The sequence below is a fragment of the Salipiger marinus genome, from assembly GCF_035481585.1.
GTDB lineage: Bacteria > Pseudomonadota > Alphaproteobacteria > Rhodobacterales > Rhodobacteraceae > Salipiger > Salipiger marinus.
The window spans coordinates 46249-61401 of record NZ_JAYKSL010000001.1 but is presented as its reverse complement, the minus strand read 5'-3'; the positions used below and the strand labels follow the sequence as shown (position 1 = coordinate 61401).

The 15153-nt window shown below is 68.3% G+C and carries 17 protein-coding genes; 12 read left to right on the top strand and 5 right to left on the bottom strand.

The annotated features are described in order from the left end of the window. Positions 1-71 precede the first annotated feature (71 nt). On the top strand, positions 72-947 hold the full coding sequence (locus tag VK682_RS00305) for a LysR family transcriptional regulator (protein ID WP_089841928.1): 876 nt from the start codon (positions 72-74) through the stop codon (positions 945-947). On the opposite strand, the gene VK682_RS00300 is transcribed toward VK682_RS00305, so the two are convergent. Continuing rightward, positions 944-1291: an ArsR/SmtB family transcription factor gene (locus tag VK682_RS00300; RefSeq protein ID WP_230794615.1), complete on the bottom strand. Its 348-nt coding sequence runs from the start codon at positions 1289-1291 to the stop codon at positions 944-946. The two genes, VK682_RS00305 and VK682_RS00300, sit on opposite strands and share 4 nt — an antisense overlap. A 252-nt stretch (positions 1292-1543) precedes the next feature. Here VK682_RS00300 and VK682_RS00295 point away from each other — a divergent pair, with 252 nt between their 5' ends. The 6 genes from VK682_RS00295 to VK682_RS00270 all read left to right on the top strand — a co-directional run bounded on the left by VK682_RS00295 (position 1544) and on the right by VK682_RS00270 (position 5195). Further along, positions 1544-1921 carry an AtpZ/AtpI family protein gene (locus VK682_RS00295; protein ID WP_089841922.1) on the top strand — a complete coding sequence of 126 codons (378 nt, stop codon included), beginning with the start codon at positions 1544-1546 and terminating at the stop codon, positions 1919-1921. Beyond that, entirely contained in the window at positions 1911-2684 is a 774-nt protein-coding gene (locus VK682_RS00290) for a F0F1 ATP synthase subunit A (protein ID WP_324781281.1), read from the top strand. The genes VK682_RS00295 and VK682_RS00290 overlap by 11 nt, the downstream gene beginning before the upstream one ends. A 55-nt stretch (positions 2685-2739) precedes the next feature. Continuing rightward, positions 2740-2976 carry a F0F1 ATP synthase subunit C gene (locus VK682_RS00285; protein ID WP_089841915.1) on the top strand — a complete coding sequence of 79 codons (237 nt, stop codon included), beginning with the start codon at positions 2740-2742 and terminating at the stop codon, positions 2974-2976. Positions 2977-3060: 84 nt separating this feature from the next. Then, a complete protein-coding gene (locus VK682_RS00280; protein ID WP_089841911.1) occupies positions 3061-3612 on the top strand; it encodes a F0F1 ATP synthase subunit B' in 552 nt (183 codons plus the stop codon). Between the two features lie 4 nt (positions 3613-3616). Further along, entirely contained in the window at positions 3617-4180 is a 564-nt protein-coding gene (locus VK682_RS00275) for a F0F1 ATP synthase subunit B (RefSeq protein WP_089841908.1), read from the top strand. Between the two features lie 205 nt (positions 4181-4385). Further along, the gene (locus tag VK682_RS00270; protein ID WP_324781280.1) at positions 4386-5195 is read left to right on the top strand and encodes a division plane positioning ATPase MipZ; all 810 of its coding nucleotides are present in this window, start codon (positions 4386-4388) and stop codon (positions 5193-5195) included. A 3-nt stretch (positions 5196-5198) separates the two neighbouring features. Here VK682_RS00270 and VK682_RS00265 read toward each other — a convergent pair whose 3' ends face one another. After that, positions 5199-5756, bottom strand: a complete 558-nt coding sequence (locus tag VK682_RS00265) for an HdeD family acid-resistance protein (protein ID WP_230797801.1) — start codon at positions 5754-5756, stop codon at positions 5199-5201. A 118-nt stretch (positions 5757-5874) separates the two neighbouring features. Between VK682_RS00265 and VK682_RS00260 the strand changes: the two genes are divergently transcribed. Next, positions 5875-6246, top strand: a complete 372-nt coding sequence (locus VK682_RS00260; protein WP_230797800.1) for a hypothetical protein — start codon at positions 5875-5877, stop codon at positions 6244-6246. A 23-nt stretch (positions 6247-6269) separates the two neighbouring features. Here the strand turns inward: VK682_RS00260 and VK682_RS00255 are convergent, their stop codons facing one another. Continuing rightward, a complete protein-coding gene (locus VK682_RS00255; protein ID WP_324781279.1) occupies positions 6270-6800 on the bottom strand; it encodes a hypothetical protein in 531 nt (176 codons plus the stop codon). Positions 6801-6856: 56 nt separating this feature from the next. Further along, entirely contained in the window at positions 6857-7312 is a 456-nt protein-coding gene (locus tag VK682_RS00250) for a GNAT family N-acetyltransferase (protein WP_230797798.1), read from the bottom strand. Positions 7313-7504: 192 nt separating this feature from the next. Here VK682_RS00250 and VK682_RS00245 point away from each other — a divergent pair, with 192 nt between their 5' ends. Both VK682_RS00245 and VK682_RS00240 read left to right on the top strand, forming a co-directional pair. Next, positions 7505-10960: a chromosome segregation SMC family protein gene (locus VK682_RS00245; RefSeq protein ID WP_324781278.1), complete on the top strand. Its 3456-nt coding sequence runs from the start codon at positions 7505-7507 to the stop codon at positions 10958-10960. A 43-nt stretch (positions 10961-11003) separates the two neighbouring features. Further along, positions 11004-11825: a DMT family transporter gene (locus VK682_RS00240; RefSeq protein WP_230797804.1), complete on the top strand. Its 822-nt coding sequence runs from the start codon at positions 11004-11006 to the stop codon at positions 11823-11825. Positions 11826-11829: 4 nt separating this feature from the next. Here VK682_RS00240 and VK682_RS00235 read toward each other — a convergent pair whose 3' ends face one another. Then, entirely contained in the window at positions 11830-13302 is a 1473-nt protein-coding gene (locus tag VK682_RS00235; protein WP_324781277.1) for an ABC transporter substrate-binding protein, read from the bottom strand. Between the two features lie 137 nt (positions 13303-13439). Between VK682_RS00235 and panB the strand changes: the two genes are divergently transcribed. Continuing rightward, the gene (gene panB, locus VK682_RS00230; RefSeq protein WP_089841883.1) at positions 13440-14276 is read left to right on the top strand and encodes a 3-methyl-2-oxobutanoate hydroxymethyltransferase; all 837 of its coding nucleotides are present in this window, start codon (positions 13440-13442) and stop codon (positions 14274-14276) included. Further along, positions 14273-15115: a pantoate--beta-alanine ligase gene (panC, locus tag VK682_RS00225; protein ID WP_230797794.1), complete on the top strand. Its 843-nt coding sequence runs from the start codon at positions 14273-14275 to the stop codon at positions 15113-15115. The genes panB and panC overlap by 4 nt, the downstream gene beginning before the upstream one ends. Positions 15116-15153 lie beyond the last annotated feature (38 nt).

The following is a 15153-nucleotide window of genomic DNA, read 5'->3' as shown; positions in this document are numbered from 1 at the left end:
CCTGCCCTTGCGGTCCGGGCGGGAACACGCTTTGTGCGCCGCACAGGGGCCGAACCGCGTAAAGGACTGACATGGAAAACTGGGACGAAATCCGCACCGCCTATCATGTCGCGCGGCTGGGAACGGTCAGCGGCGCCGCCGAGGTTCTGGGCGTGCATCATGCCACGGTCATCCGCCATATCGACGCGCTGGAGGCGCGGCTAGGGGTCAAGCTGTTCCAGCGCCACGCCCGCGGCTACACGCCCACCGAGGCGGGGCAGGATCTGGCGCGGGTCGCCCAGACCACCGATGACCAGTTCCACCAGCTGACCGGACGGATCAAGGGCCGGGGCGAGGCGGTGTCGGGCGAGCTTCTGGTCACCTCCCTCACCAATTTCGCGCCGCTGATCGTGGGGGCGCTGGTCAGCTTCCGCGCGCTTTACCCCGATGTGACCGCGCGCTTCCTGACCGGAGAGCGGCTGTTCCGTCTGGAATATGGCGAGGCCCATGTCGCCCTGCGCGCGGGCGCCGCCCCGCAGGAGCCCGACAATGTGGTGCAGCCCTTCTCGCGGCAGGCGGTCGCACTTTATGCCGCCGCCTCCTACGTGGAGGCGCGGGGGCTTCCCAAAGGCCCCGAGGAGTTTGGCACGCATGACTTTGTCGGCTTCGACGATCTTGATTCCCGCGCGCCGTCTGCCCGCTGGATGAAGGTCAACGTGCCCGCCGCCCGGGTGGTGTTCCGCACCAGCGACGACCGGGTGCAGCATCAGGCGGTGCGCGCCGGGGCGGGCATGGGGTTCATGCCGGTGACCGAAGCCGAAGGCGATGCCGGGCTGGTGCAGGTCATGCCGCCGCAGGAAGACTGGTCGGCGCCGCTGTGGCTGGTCACCCATGTCGATCTGCACCGCACACCAAAGGTGCAGGCGTTCGTCAAACATCTGAAAGCCTATGCCGGGGAAAAAGCCTAAGGCGCGCTGCCGGGATCCTCGGGCGGGTCCAGTTCGCTGCGCAGGAAGCGTTCGAACGAATCCAGATGCACGGGTTCGAACTGGCCGAAGCCCTGCATCCAGACGCTGGCAGTGCGCAGGGCGTCGGGTTCCAGCTGGCACCATTTCACCCGCCCGCGCTTTTCCTGACTGATCAGTCCGGCTGCGGCGAGGATGGCCAGATGTTTGGAAATCGCCGCCAGCGACATCTCGAAAGGCTGGGCCACATCGGTCACGGCCATGTCATCCTCCAGCAGCATGGCGAGGATGCGCCGACGGGTCGGGTCGGCAAGCGCGGCAAAGACGGTATCCAGATCGGGGGCCATAGGGTCATAAGCCCCGGCCCCGTGCCGCCGTCAAGCGCCGCGCTGCAAACTCAACCCGCGGGTTGAATATGCTCCGGAGGCCCTGTTGGCGCTGCCAGCCCGGCGGGGGAGGGGATGCCGCGCTGCAGCTTTCACGTTAAGCGAATGATAAAGAACGATAATTTAATCGTCCCGCAAGGGTTAACCGCGCCTTGACTCGGAGGCCCCCGCCGCATAGCAACACCGTCGACGGTCCGAACGGAGCGATGAAGGGTGAGCGATCCCGATCCAAAGCGGCAGCTTGACGCGCTGGAGGCCAAGATCGCGGCGGCGAGGGCCGCCCGGGAAACCCGGAAAGCGCATCAGGAGGAACACTATTCGCAGGCCAATGTGGCATGGCGGATGGTCACGGAAATGGTGGCCGGTCTGGGGATCGGCTTCGGCATTGGTTACGGGCTGGATCACCTTCTGGGGACGATGCCCGGATTCATGGTGCTGTTCACGGTGCTGGGTCTGGTGGCGGGCATCCGCGTGATGCTGCGGACCGCCGCAGAGATCGGAACAGACAAAACTTCCGGCCCCGCCGGAGAGGACAAAGCCCCCGATGCAGACGGGGCGAAGGACAAGAGGGATCGCGGCGATGGCGACTGAAGCGGCTCACGGTGCGGAAACGGCGGATCACGGGACCGGTCTCGTGTTCCACCCGATGGATCAGTTCATGGTCAAGCCGCTGTTCGGCGACGGGCCGGTGGGCTGGTTCACCATCACCAACGTGACCCTGTGGATGGCGATCTGCGTTCTGGCCATCTCTGCGCTGATGGTGCTGGGCACCTCGCGCCGCGCCATCATCCCGTCGCGCAGCCAGTCGGTTGCGGAACTGGCCTACGGCTTCATCCATAAGATGGTGGAAGACGTGACCGGCAAGGACGGTCTGAAGTATTTCCCCTACATCATGACGCTGTTCATGTTCATCGTGTTCTCGAACTTCCTCGGGCTGATCCCGATGAGCTTCACCACGACCAGCCACATCGCGGTGACCTTCGTTCTGGCGATCCTCGTCTTCGTGGGCATCACCGTTCTGGGCTTCGTCAAGCACGGCGCGCATTTCCTCGGCCTGTTCTGGGTGACCTCCGCGCCGCTGGCGCTGCGGCCCATCCTCGCCGTGATCGAGGTGGTGTCCTACTTCGTGCGCCCCGTCAGCCATTCCATCCGTCTTGCCGGCAACATCATGGCAGGTCACGCGGTTCTCAAGGTCTTCGCAGGCTTTGCCGCCATCGCCGCCGTGTCGCCGATTTCGGTTGTGGCCATCACCGCGATCTACGGGCTTGAAGTGCTCGTGGCCTTCGTGCAGGCCTATGTTTTCACCATCCTGACCTGCGTCTATCTGAAGGACGCGCTGCATCCTGCTCACTAAGACGCAGGCCGGTCGGGACCATCCTCAGCCCATTCCATCGTAAGGAGAGATCAATATGGAAGGCGAACTCGCAAACCTCGGTCAGTTCATCGGTGCCGGCCTCGCTGGCTTCGGCTCGGGCCTGGCCGCCCTCGGCGTCGGCAACGTTGCCGCAAACTTCCTCGCCGGTGCGCTGCGCAACCCCTCCGCGGCTGCGTCGCAGACCGCAACCCTCTTCATCGGCATCGCGTTCGCGGAAGCACTGGGGATCTTCTCGTTCCTCGTCGCGCTTCTGCTGATGTTCGCCGTCTGATCCTTCGGGCTTATCCTTACGCAGAGGGCGGCCCCGTCATGACGGGCCGCCCTCAGTAAAGACAACGTTCCGACGGAGGACGCTATGGCAGTCGAACCCATCATGGAAGAAATGGCCGGTGTCTGCGTCGATTCCAATGGCTCCGCCATCGGGATGCCGCAGCTTTGCGTGGATTGGATGCCCAACCAGATCGTCTGGCTGCTCATCACGCTGCTGGTCATCTTCTTCATCCTGTCGCGCATCGCGCTGCCGCGGATTGCCTCCGTTCTGGCCGAGCGTCAGGGCACCATCACCAACGACCTTTCCGCCGCCGAAGAGCTGAAGCGCCAGGCGCGCGACGCTGAAGCGGCTTACGAAAAGGCCCTTGCCGATGCCCGGGCGGAAGCTCAGGCCATCGCACAGAAAACCCGCGACGACATCAAGGCACAGCTTGATGCCGCCATCGCAGAGGCCGATGCCCGCATCGCCGACAAGACGGCAGAGTCGGAGCGCGCGCTTGCCGAAATCCGCGCCTCGTCGCTGGAGAACGTCGAGATCGTCGCCCGTGACACCGCCGAAGCCATTGTGGCAGCCCTTGGTCAGTCCGCTGATCAGGCCATGATTTCCGACGCTGTCGCCAACCGGATGAAAGGTTGATCCCATGCGCAAGCTGCTTTCCCTAAGCGCGCTCGGAACCCTGCTGGCCAGCCCCGCGCTGGCGGCCTCCGGCCCGTTCTTCTCGCTGCGCAACACCGATTTTGTGGTGCTGCTTGGCTTCCTGCTGTTCCTTGGGGTGCTCGTTTACTTCAAGGTGCCGCAGATGCTGACCGGTCAGCTGGACAAGCGCGCCGCAGGCATCCGCAGCGATCTGGAAGAAGCCCGCGCGCTGCGGGAAGAAGCCCAGACCCTGCTGGCCTCCTACGAGCGCAAGCAGCGCGAAGTGCAGGAGCAGGCCGACAAGATCGTGGCGCAGGCCCGCATCGATGCGGAAGCCGCTGCCGAACAGGCCCGCAAGGATCTGGATGTGTCCATCGCCCGCCGTCTTGCGTCGGCCGAAGGACAGATCGCGTCGGCGGAAGCTGCCGCCATCAAGGCCGTGCGCGATCAGGCGATCGTCGTGGCCGTGGCTGCCGCGCGCGATGTCATCGCCCGTCAGATGAGCGCCGAGGATCAGTCCCGGATGCTGGACGACTCGATCACGCAGGTCGGTGCCAAGCTGCACTGATCCGACCCCCCCAAAGATTTTGTCAAAGGCCCGGCCCCGCGCCGGGCCTTTGCCGTTTGGGCCTGCGGGTTGCGGCAGCAGCGCAACGCCCGCGCCACGGGGGCAGGGCGGGGGGCCTTCGCGCTTTTCCTGCGGCATCCCCCCGGCTAGCGTGGCGGCGCAAGGGCGCTGTGACCCGTCCGGGGTGGCAGGCAAAGGGGGGCACGTGGCGCATATCATCGTTGTCGGCAACGAAAAGGGTGGGGCCGGGAAATCCACCGTTTCCATGCATGTGGCCACCGCGCTGGCGCGCATGGGGCACCGTGTGGGGGTGCTGGATCTGGATCTGCGCCAGCGCAGTCTGGGCCGCTATGCCGAGAACCGCCGCAAATACCTGCAGTCAGAGGGGCTGACGCTGCCCGGCCCGGAGTATCTGGAGCTGCCCGAGGTGGCGCCCGAGACGCTGCCGCCCGGCGAGAACGCCTTTGACCACCGCCTGTCCCGCGCCATGGCGGATCTGGAGGCGCGGTCGGATTATGTGCTGATCGACTGCCCCGGCTCGCATACCCGGCTCAGTCAGGTGGCGCATTCGCTGGCCGACACGCTGGTGACGCCGCTCAACGACAGTTTTGTGGATTTCGACCTGCTGGCCCAGATCGACAGCGATGGCGAAACCATCCTCGGCCCGTCGGTCTATTCGGAAATGGTCTGGTCGGCGCGGCAGCTGCGCGCGCAGGCGGGGCTGCGGCCCATTGACTGGGTGGTGCTGCGCAATCGGCTGGGGCCGCAGAACATGGTCAACAAGATGAAGATGGAAAAGGCGCTGGCCCGTCTGTCGAAACGCATCGGCTTTCGGATCGCGCCGGGCTTTTCCGAACGGGTGATCTTTCGCGAGCTTTTCCCGCGCGGGCTGACGCTGCTGGATCTCAAGGATGTGGGCGTGGGGCAGCTCAACATCTCCAACGTGGCGGCCCGGCAGGAACTGCGCGATCTGGTCCGCACGCTGCGCCTGCCGGGGGTGGAGGTCAGCTTCTGACCCTCAGCCGTGGCGCAGATGCAGCGCCAGCGCGGTGGCCCCGGCGCCCGAGGTCAGCAGATCGACGCCAAGGAACAGGCCCAGCAGACCGGGCGCCGCTTCCGGAAGGAAGACAAGGATCATCAGCCCCAGCGCCAGTGACACGGCACCCGATCCGGCCAGCCAGCCCCAGCCGGGCCGGGTCCGCAGGCTCAGCCCGATCCACAGCCGCACCAGCCCGGTGCCGACAAAGAACAGCCCCACCAGCAGCGTCAGCGACAGCAGCCCGGCAAGCGGGTTGGCCATCAGCGACACGCCAAAGGCGAGGATCAGCAGCCCCAGCAGGCCAAGCGCCACGCGCCCGCCGGTCTCGCCGCCGCCATTGAAGGCGATCCACAGCTGCAGCACCCCCGCCAGCATGAACACGACAGCGGCGATCGCCACGGCGGTCAGCGAGGCGGCGAAGGGGTTCAGCAGCGCCACGATCCCGCCAAGGATCAGCAGCAGCCCCAGTGCCAGCGTCCAGCGCCAGTCGGGGCGGCGGCGCGGTCTCTGCGGGGTGGGGTCGGGATGATGGGTCATGACGTTTCTCCGGTCTAAGGGTTCAACGGCTGACAGCAGCTCCGGTTCCCGCGCCAGACTGTCGCGGGGCGGGCGGCTGTTAACGGCACCTTAACCCGTCCCCGCGCAGTCTGGCGCCATGAGACATCTGGTTCTTCTTCTTGTGCTGCTGGTTCTGGGCTGTGACACGGCCGGTCCCGGCTTTGGCGGGCTTCCCGCGCGGTCGGTCGAGGTGGAGGGCACCCGGTTCGATCTGCGCCTGCGCGAGGATGGCATGGCAGAGGCGATCCGCACCAGCATCGAATACCCGAACTATGCGCAGATCAGCCGCAGGGCGGGAATCGCCGCCGAACAGGTCTCGGGCTGCACGGCGGACTGGATCACTGGCGATCCGTCGGTGCTGAGCATCGGGCTTGTCTGTGACGGTCAGCGCGCGCCCGCGCAGCCCAGACGGGGCGGCACCGCTTGTGCGATGCTTGAACGGATGGCGGGGGCGGGCTGCGATCCCTGAGCCGCCCCGGCCTTCTGCGTCGGTCAGCGCAGCGTCACGTTGATCGCGGGATAGGCGAAATCGTCCTTTTCCGGATTGTTGTGGGCCGCCGCCACCGCGCCGATGATGATCGCCCCCAGCAGCCCGGTCCCGGCGGCAGAGCTTTGGCGCTGCTGCGCGGTCATGTTGATCGCGGTCACCGTCGCCGAACCCGACCGCTCTGCCACGACGCAGCGCACGAACAGCGCGGGCGAATTGGGGCCGTAATCCGGCACCACGATATTGGCGGGGGTCACGAAACTGGCGGAATACAGCCCGCTGTCCATGGTGCAGGGCACGCCGCTCAGTTCCGTGTGGCTACTGCTTTCGCCTTTGCCCCGGGTGCGCACCTGCACCGTCTTCTGGCCCCGGAAGCGTGGCACCGGATTGCCCCGCGCGCGGTCCTTGGCATAGACATCCACGCCCACGGCATTGGCCGGAACCTTCGGCACGATCATGACCGGTGGTGTGGTGATTTCTGCCCCGGCGCAGGCGGTCAGCGCCAGAAGCGCGACCAGCAGGATATGTGACTTCATCTGTTCCTCGACGCTGTTTGGCGTCAAGTGATCACGTTTTCGTCAAATTGCAATCGCTATGTCAGCGGCTTCTCGTAAAACAGGCTGGAGCTGTTGGCGACATAGCTGCCGAACGGCCCGCAGCGGACAAAACCCATCCGGTCATAAAGCGCCACGGCGGCGGCGAGCTTGTCGCCGGTTTCCAGCCGCAGCAGCGGAATGCCCTCCTGCCGCGCCAGATCCTCCAGATGCGCCAGCAGCCGCCGCGCCACCCCCAGCCCGCGCGCCTCGGGCGCCACGAACATGGATTTCACCTCGGCATAGCCCGCCTGCCGCGACAGGGCCGCACAGCCAAGCGCCGCGCCATCCTGCACCGCCGCACAAAGCGTGATCTGCGGCGCGCAGAGCGCATCCACGTCCAGCGCAAAATTCTCCTCCGGCGGGAACAGGTGATCCATCAGCGCATGGCTGGCCTGCAGCAGGGCGAGGATCTGCGGATCACGGGCAGAGACGGTGCGAATCTCTAGGGGCATGGCGGTTTCCTTTGGCGATCCAATGGGATATGGCGGCGTCCGGGCCAGGGTCAAGCGGCTGTGTCCGTGCCAAAGTTCCGCAATATCTTGTGGACAATCGGCGCAGCCCCGCCATATGCGGGCCAATCCGTTTGACTAAAGACCATGCCGACCGGCACATTCGGAAACAACTCAGAATCAAAGGCAGTTCAGGTGCGCTTCTCTCGTCTCCGGCTGACGGGCTTCAAAAGCTTCGTTGATCCCACCGACCTCGTGATTTCCGAGGGGCTGACCGGCGTGGTGGGTCCGAATGGCTGCGGCAAGTCCAACCTGCTGGAAGCGCTGCGCTGGGTGATGGGCGAAACCCGCGCCAAGGCGATGCGCGGCGCGGGCATGGAGGATGTGATCTTTGCCGGGGCCGCGACCCGGCCCGCCCGCAACTTCGCCGAGGTGGCGCTGACCATCGACAATGCCGACCGGCTGGCGCCTGCTGGCTTCAACGATGTCGACCAGATCGAGATCGTCCGCCGCATCACCCGCGACGTGGGATCGGCCTACAAGGCCAATTCCAAGGAGGTGCGGGCGCGCGACATCCAGATGCTGTTCGCCGATGCCTCCACGGGGGCGCATTCGCCCGCGCTGGTGCGGCAGGGCCAGATTGCCGAACTCATCAACGCCAAGCCGAAAAGCCGCCGCCGCATTCTGGAAGAAGCGGCGGGCATTTCCGGGCTCTATCAGCGCCGTCACGAGGCGGAACTGCGGCTCAACAGCACCGAAGCCAACCTGCTGCGCGTCGATGACGTGGTGGAGCAGCTGGCAGGCCAGATGGCGCAGCTTGACCGTCAGGCGAAACAGGCGGCCCGCTATCGCGCCATCGGGGCAGAGCTGCGCCGGGCCGAGGGGCTGCTGCTGTACCGCCGCTGGCGCGAGGCCGATGCCGCCCGGCTGCTGGCCGACAGCGCGCTGCGCGCCCGCGTGACCGAGGCCGCGCAGGCCGAAGCCGCCGCCCGCACCGCCGCCCGGCTGCGGCAGGACAGCGACGCGGCGCTGCCCGCGCTGCGCGAGGAGGAAGCGATTGCCGCCGCCATCCTGCAGCGGCTGATCGTGCAGCGCGATGCGCTGGCCGATCAGGAGGCCCGCGCCGCCGAAACCATCGCCGCGCTGCGCCGCCGCATCGACCAGCTGAGCCATGACATGGACCGCGAGGCGGGGCTCAACCACGACGCGGGCGACACCATCACCCGGCTGGAGCGGGAGGCGGAGGAGATCGCGGCGGCGGGCGAGGGCCATGGCGACCGGCTGGCCGAGGCCGCCGAGACCGCGCGCGAGGCGGCCTTCGTGCTGCAGGACCGCGAGGCGGCGCTGGGGCAGCAGACCGAGGATGTGGCGCGGCTTGCCGCCCGGCACCAGTCCGCGCACCGCTACCTGACCGATCTGCGCCGCACGCTGGACCGCCACGAGGCCGAGGCGCAGCGCGCCCGCGACGCCATGGCCGAGGCGAAGGCGACGCTTGCTGCCGCCAGCGCCGCGCTGACCGAAGCCCATGCCCGCGCCGCTGCCGCCGAAGAACAGGCGCAGCGCTGCGAGGAGCGGCTGCAGGCCGCCGACGAGGCCCGCGCCGATGCCCAGACCGCCGAGGCGGAGGCCCGCGCCGAACGGTCGGAGGCCGAGGGCGTGTTTGCCGCGCTTCGCGCCGAGGTGGGCGCGCTGTCGCGGCTGCTGGACCGGGACGGGACCGAGGGCGGCCAGATCCTTGACCGGCTGACCGTGGCGCAGGGCTATGAAAAGGCGCTTGGCGCCGCGCTGGCCGATGATCTGCGCGCGCCGGAAATCGGCACCGACGGCGGATCTGGCTGGGCGGAGCTGCCGGATTATGACGCGCCGCAGGCGCTGCCGGACGGGGTGGCGCCGCTTTCTGCGCATGTCACCGTGCCCGGCGTGCTGATGCGGCGCATGGGGCAGGTGGGGCTGGTGGCGGCGGATCAGGGCGCGGCCCTGCAGCCGCTGCTGCGTCCGGGCCAGCGGCTGGTCAGCCGCGACGGCGATCTGTGGCGCTGGGACGGGTTCCGCGCCGGGGCGGGGGATGCGCCCTCGGCGGCGGCGCTGCGGCTGGAACAGATGAACCGGCTGGAGGCGCTGCGCCGCGACAGCGCCGAGGCCGAGGCGCAGGTCGAGGATCTGCGCGCCGCGCATGAGGCGCGCGCGGCCCGGCTGGCCGACCTGACCCGCGCTGACAAGGCCGCGCGCGAGGCCCGGCGCGAGGCTGACCAGCAGCTGAACGAGGCCACCCGCGCCGCCAGCCGCGCCGAGGCGGACCGCAACATGGCCGAGGGCAAGCTTGACAGCCTTGCCATGGCGGTGACCCGGCACGAGGACGAGGCGACCACCGCCGCCTCGCAGGTGCAGGAGGCGGAGGGCGCGCTGGCCGGGCTTGGCAGTCTGGAGGAGGCGCGCGCGCTGGCCGAGGACGTGCGCATGACGGTCGAGGCGGCGCGCATGACCATGATGACCCGCCGCTCCGCCCATGACGAACTGCGCCGCGAAGGCGAGGCCCGCACCGCGCGCGCCGCGCAGGTGGAGAAGGATCTGGCAAGCTGGCGTCACCGGCTGGAAACCGCCGCGCGCCGCAGCACCGAACTGGCCGACCGCCGCGCCGCCACCGAGGAGGAGCTGCACGAGGCTGCGGCCCTGCCCGGCGATCTGGCGGCCAAGCGCGAGGAACTGGGCGAGTCCATCGCCACGGCGGAGGAGCGCAAGGCGCTGGCCTCTGACCGGCTGGCCGAGGCCGAGACCGCGACGCGCAGCGCCATCGCCGCCGAACGCGACGCCGAACGCAGCGCGTCGGAGGCGCGCGAGGCCCGCGCCCGCGCCGAGGCCCGGCTGGAGGCCGCGCGCGAGGCGGCGGAGCAGGCGGCGCAGCGCATCACCGAAGAGCAGGAGACAACGCCCGCGCAGCTGCTGGAGCGGCTGGGGGGCGATCCCGACGCGATGCCGGGGCTGGACGAGATCGAGGCGGATGTGAACCGGCTCAAGCGCCAGCGCGACGCGCTGGGGGCGGTGAACCTGCGCGCCGAAGAGGATGCGCGCGAGGTCAAGGGCGAGCATGACACGCTGGTCAGCGAAAAGCAGGATCTGGAAGAGGCGATCCGCACCCTGCGCGCGGGCATTGCCTCGCTCAACCGCGAGGGGCGGGAACGGCTGCTGACCGCGTTCGAGCAGGTGAACAGCAATTTCCGGATGCTGTTCACCCATCTGTTCAACGGCGGCGAAGCCAATCTGGTGATGGTAGAATCCGATGATCCGCTGGAAGCCGGGCTGGAGATCCTCTGCCAGCCGCCGGGCAAGAAACTGTCCACCCTGTCGCTGCTGTCGGGGGGCGAACAGACGCTGACCGCGCTGGCGCTGATCTTTGCGGTCTTCCTTGCCAATCCCGCGCCGATCTGCGTGCTGGACGAGGTGGACGCGCCGCTGGACGATGCCAACGTCACCCGCTTCTGCGATCTCTTGGACGAGATGTGCCGCCGCACCGACACGCGCTTTCTCATCATCACCCACCATGCGGTGACCATGGCGCGCATGGACCGGCTTTATGGCGTGACCATGCAGGAACAGGGCGTGTCGCAGCTGGTGTCGGTCGATCTGAAAAAGGCCGCGCGGCTTGTCGCCTGAGCCGCAACCTTCCGGGCGTCTCGGTCTGCTGATCTGCGTCACCATGCTGGCTTTTGCCGCCAATTCGCTGCTGAACCGCGCGGCCCTCAGCGGCGGTGGCATCGATGCCGTCAGCTTCGGCACGCTGCGGCTGCTGGCGGGGGCCGCGATGCTGGCGGCGCTGGCCCTGCTGCTGCGCGGCGGGCTGCGCTTCGGCGGGCGCGGGCGGCTGGCCGGGGTGATCGGGCTCGTGCTCTATATCTACGGGTTTTCCGCCGCCTATTCCGGGCTGGAGGCGGGGCTGGGCGCGCTGCTGCTGTTCGGCATGGTGCAGGTCACGATGTTTGCGGGCAGCCTCTTGGGCGGCGAGGTGGTGCCCGCGCGGCGCTGGACCGGGGCGGCGCTGGCCTTTGCCGGGCTGCTCTGGCTGCTCTGGCCGGGGGGGTCGGCGCCGCTCAGCCTCTGGCATGCCGGAGCCATGGCGCTGGCCGGGATCGGCTGGGGCATCTATTCGCTGGCGGGACGCGGCGCGCAGGACGCGCTGATGTCGGCCAGCGCCACGATGATCCTTGCCGCAACTGCGGGCGTGGCGCTGCAACTGGCGGGGCCGGGCCTGCCTGCCCGCGTCAGCCCCGGCGCGCTGGGGCTGGCGGTCATCTCCGGCGCCGTCACCTCGGGGCTGGGATATGCGCTCTGGTATTCGGTGCTGCCACGCATCCCCGGATCGGTGGCGGCGGTGGCGCAGCTGACCGTGCCGGTGCTGGCCATGGCGGGCGGCATGGTCCTGCTGGGCGAGGCGCTGACCCTGCGCTTCGTGCTGGCCGCGCTCTTGGTGCTGGGGGGCGTGGCGCTGTCGCTGCGCCCCCCGCGTCCGGCTGGCCGCTGAACCGTCATTCCGTCCAGCGCACCTGCGTCAGATCGGTGGCCTGCGTCGGCATGTTGGTCCAGAGCCCGCGCAGCCGCGCATCCGCCACGGTGGGAAAGGCCAGCTGGAACAGATAGGCGTTGACGTAATCCTGCGCGATCCGCTCCTGCGCGCGGCGCAGCAGGTCGGACCGGGCGGCGGGATCGGTGGTGGCGGTCAGCTCGTCGATCAGCGCGCGGAACTCGGCGCTGTCATAGCCGAAATAATAGTCGGGCCGGGCATAGATATTGATGTCCATGGGTTCGGTATGGCTGATGACGGTCAGGCCAAAATCCCCGGCGCGGAACACCTCCTCCAGCCATTGCGCCCATTCCAGCGTGGTGATCTCTGTCTCGATCCCCACGGCGCGCAGCTGCGCCGCGACGATCTCGCCGCCGCGCCGTGCGTAAGAGGGCGGCGGCAGCTTCAGCGTGGTGCTGAACCCGTCGGCCAGCCCCGCCTCGGCCAGCAGCGCGCGGGCACGTTCGGGATCATGGGCGGAAAGACTGGTCAGGTCGGTGTAATCGGGATTGTGCGGGGCAAAATGCGTGCCGATGGGCGTGCCCAGCCCGAACATGGCGCCGTCGATGATCGCCTGCCGGTCGATGGCATGGGCCACCGCCTCGCGCACGCGCGGATCGGTAAAGGGCGCCTCGCGGTTGTTCATGGCAAGGATGGTCTCGCCCTCGGTGCTGCCCACCAGCACCTGAAACCGGGGATCGGCGTCGAACATCGGCAGGTTTTCCGGGGCGGGGAAGCCCGCGAAGGCGTCGATGTCCTGCGCCATCATCGCCGAGAACGCGGCGGTGGGATCAGAGATGAAGCGGAAGGTCGCGCGCTCCAGCGCGGGGGCGGTGCCCCAGTAGTCGGGGTTGCGCACCAGCTCGATCCGGTCGCCCTGCACCCAAGCGTCAAAGCGGAAGGGCCCGGTGCCCACCGGCGCCTGCTTGATGCCCTCGATGCTTTCGGGGGCGACGATCACCGCATCCCCCCATGCCATGTTGAACAGAAAGCCGCCATCGGGGGCTGCAAGCTGCACCTCGACGGTCTGCGGATCGACCACCCACACCTCGGAGATGCCCGCAAACAGCGCCTTCTGCGCGTTCTGGCTGTCGTCGGCCCGGGCGCGGTCCAGCGTGAATTTCACATCCTCCGCGTCCATGGCGCTGCCGTCATGGAAGGTGACGCCGGGCCGCAGGTGAAAGGTGTAAAGCGTGCCCTCGCCGGAAATCTCCCACCGCTCGGCCAGACCGGGCTGGACCGATCCATCCTCGGCAAAGCGCGTCAGCCCCTCGAACACGTTGCTGTAAAGCACGGAATCGATGGCCCCCGCCGCGGCGGAGGTCGGATCCAGATGCGGCGGTTCCAGCTGCAGCGCGATGGTCAGGTCGGTCTGCTGGGCGCTGGCGGCGGTGCCCGCAAGCAGCAGGGCGGCAAGCGACAGGCGGAGGCGGGACATGGGCTCTCTCCTAATGGGACGGGGCCAGTCTGCGCGCAAATCTGCTGCGCGTGCAAGATCTGGCGCGGCATTGCGACTGGCGCAGCGGCGGCAAGGCTGCTAGACCGCGCCAGCCTTGTGAACGAGAGGAGACGTCCATGAGCGCGACCGCGAAAAAGACCGCGCCGCTGCCCGATGACATCCGCGCCCGCAAGGGCGGCGTGCCGCTGGTCAGCCTGACCGCCTACACCACCCCCATGGCCGAGCTGATGGATCCGCATTGCGATTTCGTGCTGGTGGGCGATTCCGTCGGCATGGTGCTGCACGGCCTGTCTTCCACCCTTGGCGTCACGATGGAGATGATGATCCTGCACGGTCAGGCGGTGCGCCGCGGGCTGCGCCGGGCGATGATGGTGGTGGACATGCCCTTCGGCAGCTACGAACAGAGCCCGCAGCAGGCCTTTGCCAATGCCGCCCGGCTTATGGCGGAAACCGGCTGCGCTGCGGTGAAGCTGGAAGGCGGCGTGGCCATGGCCGACACGATCGCCTTTCTGGTGGCGCGCGGCGTGCCGGTGATGGCGCATGTCGGGCTGACCCCGCAAAGCATCAACACGCTGGGCGGCTACAAGGTGCAGGGCCGCGGGGCTGCGGCGGACCGGCTGCTGGCCGATGCCCGCGCCGTGGCCGAAGCCGGGGCCTTTGCCGTGGTGCTGGAAAAGCTGCCCGCCGCGCTGGCCGATCAGGTCACGCAGCAGGTGCCGATCCCCACCATCGGAATCGGGGCTTCGGCGGGATGTGACGGGCAGATCCTCGTGGTCGATGACATGCTGGGGCTGTTCACCGCCTTCCGCCCGAAATTCGTGAAACGCTATGCGTCGCTGGGCCATCAGGCCGAGGCCGCGATCGAGGAATATGCCGCCGAGGTGCGCGAGCGCAGTTTCCCCGGCCCCGAACATGTCTTCGCCGACACGACCCCCGCCGGAGGCGCGCAATGACCGCGCTGATCCGGACCCGCGCCGACCTGCGCCGCCGCGTCACCGCGTGGAAACGCGCGGGGCAGAGCGTGGGCGTGGTGCCGACCATGGGCGCGCTGCATGCGGGGCATCTGAGCCTTGTGGAGGCGGCAAAGGCCGCCTGCGACCGGGTGATCGTGACGATCTTCGTCAACCCCGCGCAGTTCAACAACCCCGCTGATCTGGCGGGCTATCCGCGCACCGAAGAGGCGGATGCGGTCAAGCTTGCGCCCTTGGCGGTGGATGTCATCTACGTGCCCGCCCCGGAGGAGATCTATCCCGAGGGGTTTGCCACCAAAGTCTCCGTGATCGGGCTGACCGAGGGCCTGTGCGGCGCGCACCGGCCCGGCCATTTCGACGGCGTGACGACGGTTGTGGCGAAGCTTTTTGCCCAGACCGGCGCCGACCGGGCCTATTTTGGCGAAAAGGACTACCAGCAGCTGCAGGTGGTCACGCGCATGGCCGCCGATCTCGATCTGCCGGTGGAGGTGGTGCCCTGTCCGACGGTGCGCGAACCCGACGGGCTTGCCATGTCCTCGCGCAATATGCGGCTGCCCTCCGAAGCCCGCGCCGCCGCCGCCACGCTTTACCGGGTGCTGACCGGCATGGCGGCAGATCTGGGGCAGGGCGCGGCGCTTGCGGACCTGCGTCCCGCTGCCGAGACCGCGCTGCAGGAGGCGGGCTTTGACCGGGTGGAGTATCTGGACCTGCGCGCGGCGCGGGATCTGGCGCCGCTGGACCGCGCCGGTCCTCCGGCCCGCCTGCTGGCGGCGGCTTGGCTGGGGGGCGTGCGGCTGATCGACAATATCGCGGTGGGCTGAGCGGAGCAGCGGGGGCGCTGCCCCCGCACCCCCGGGAT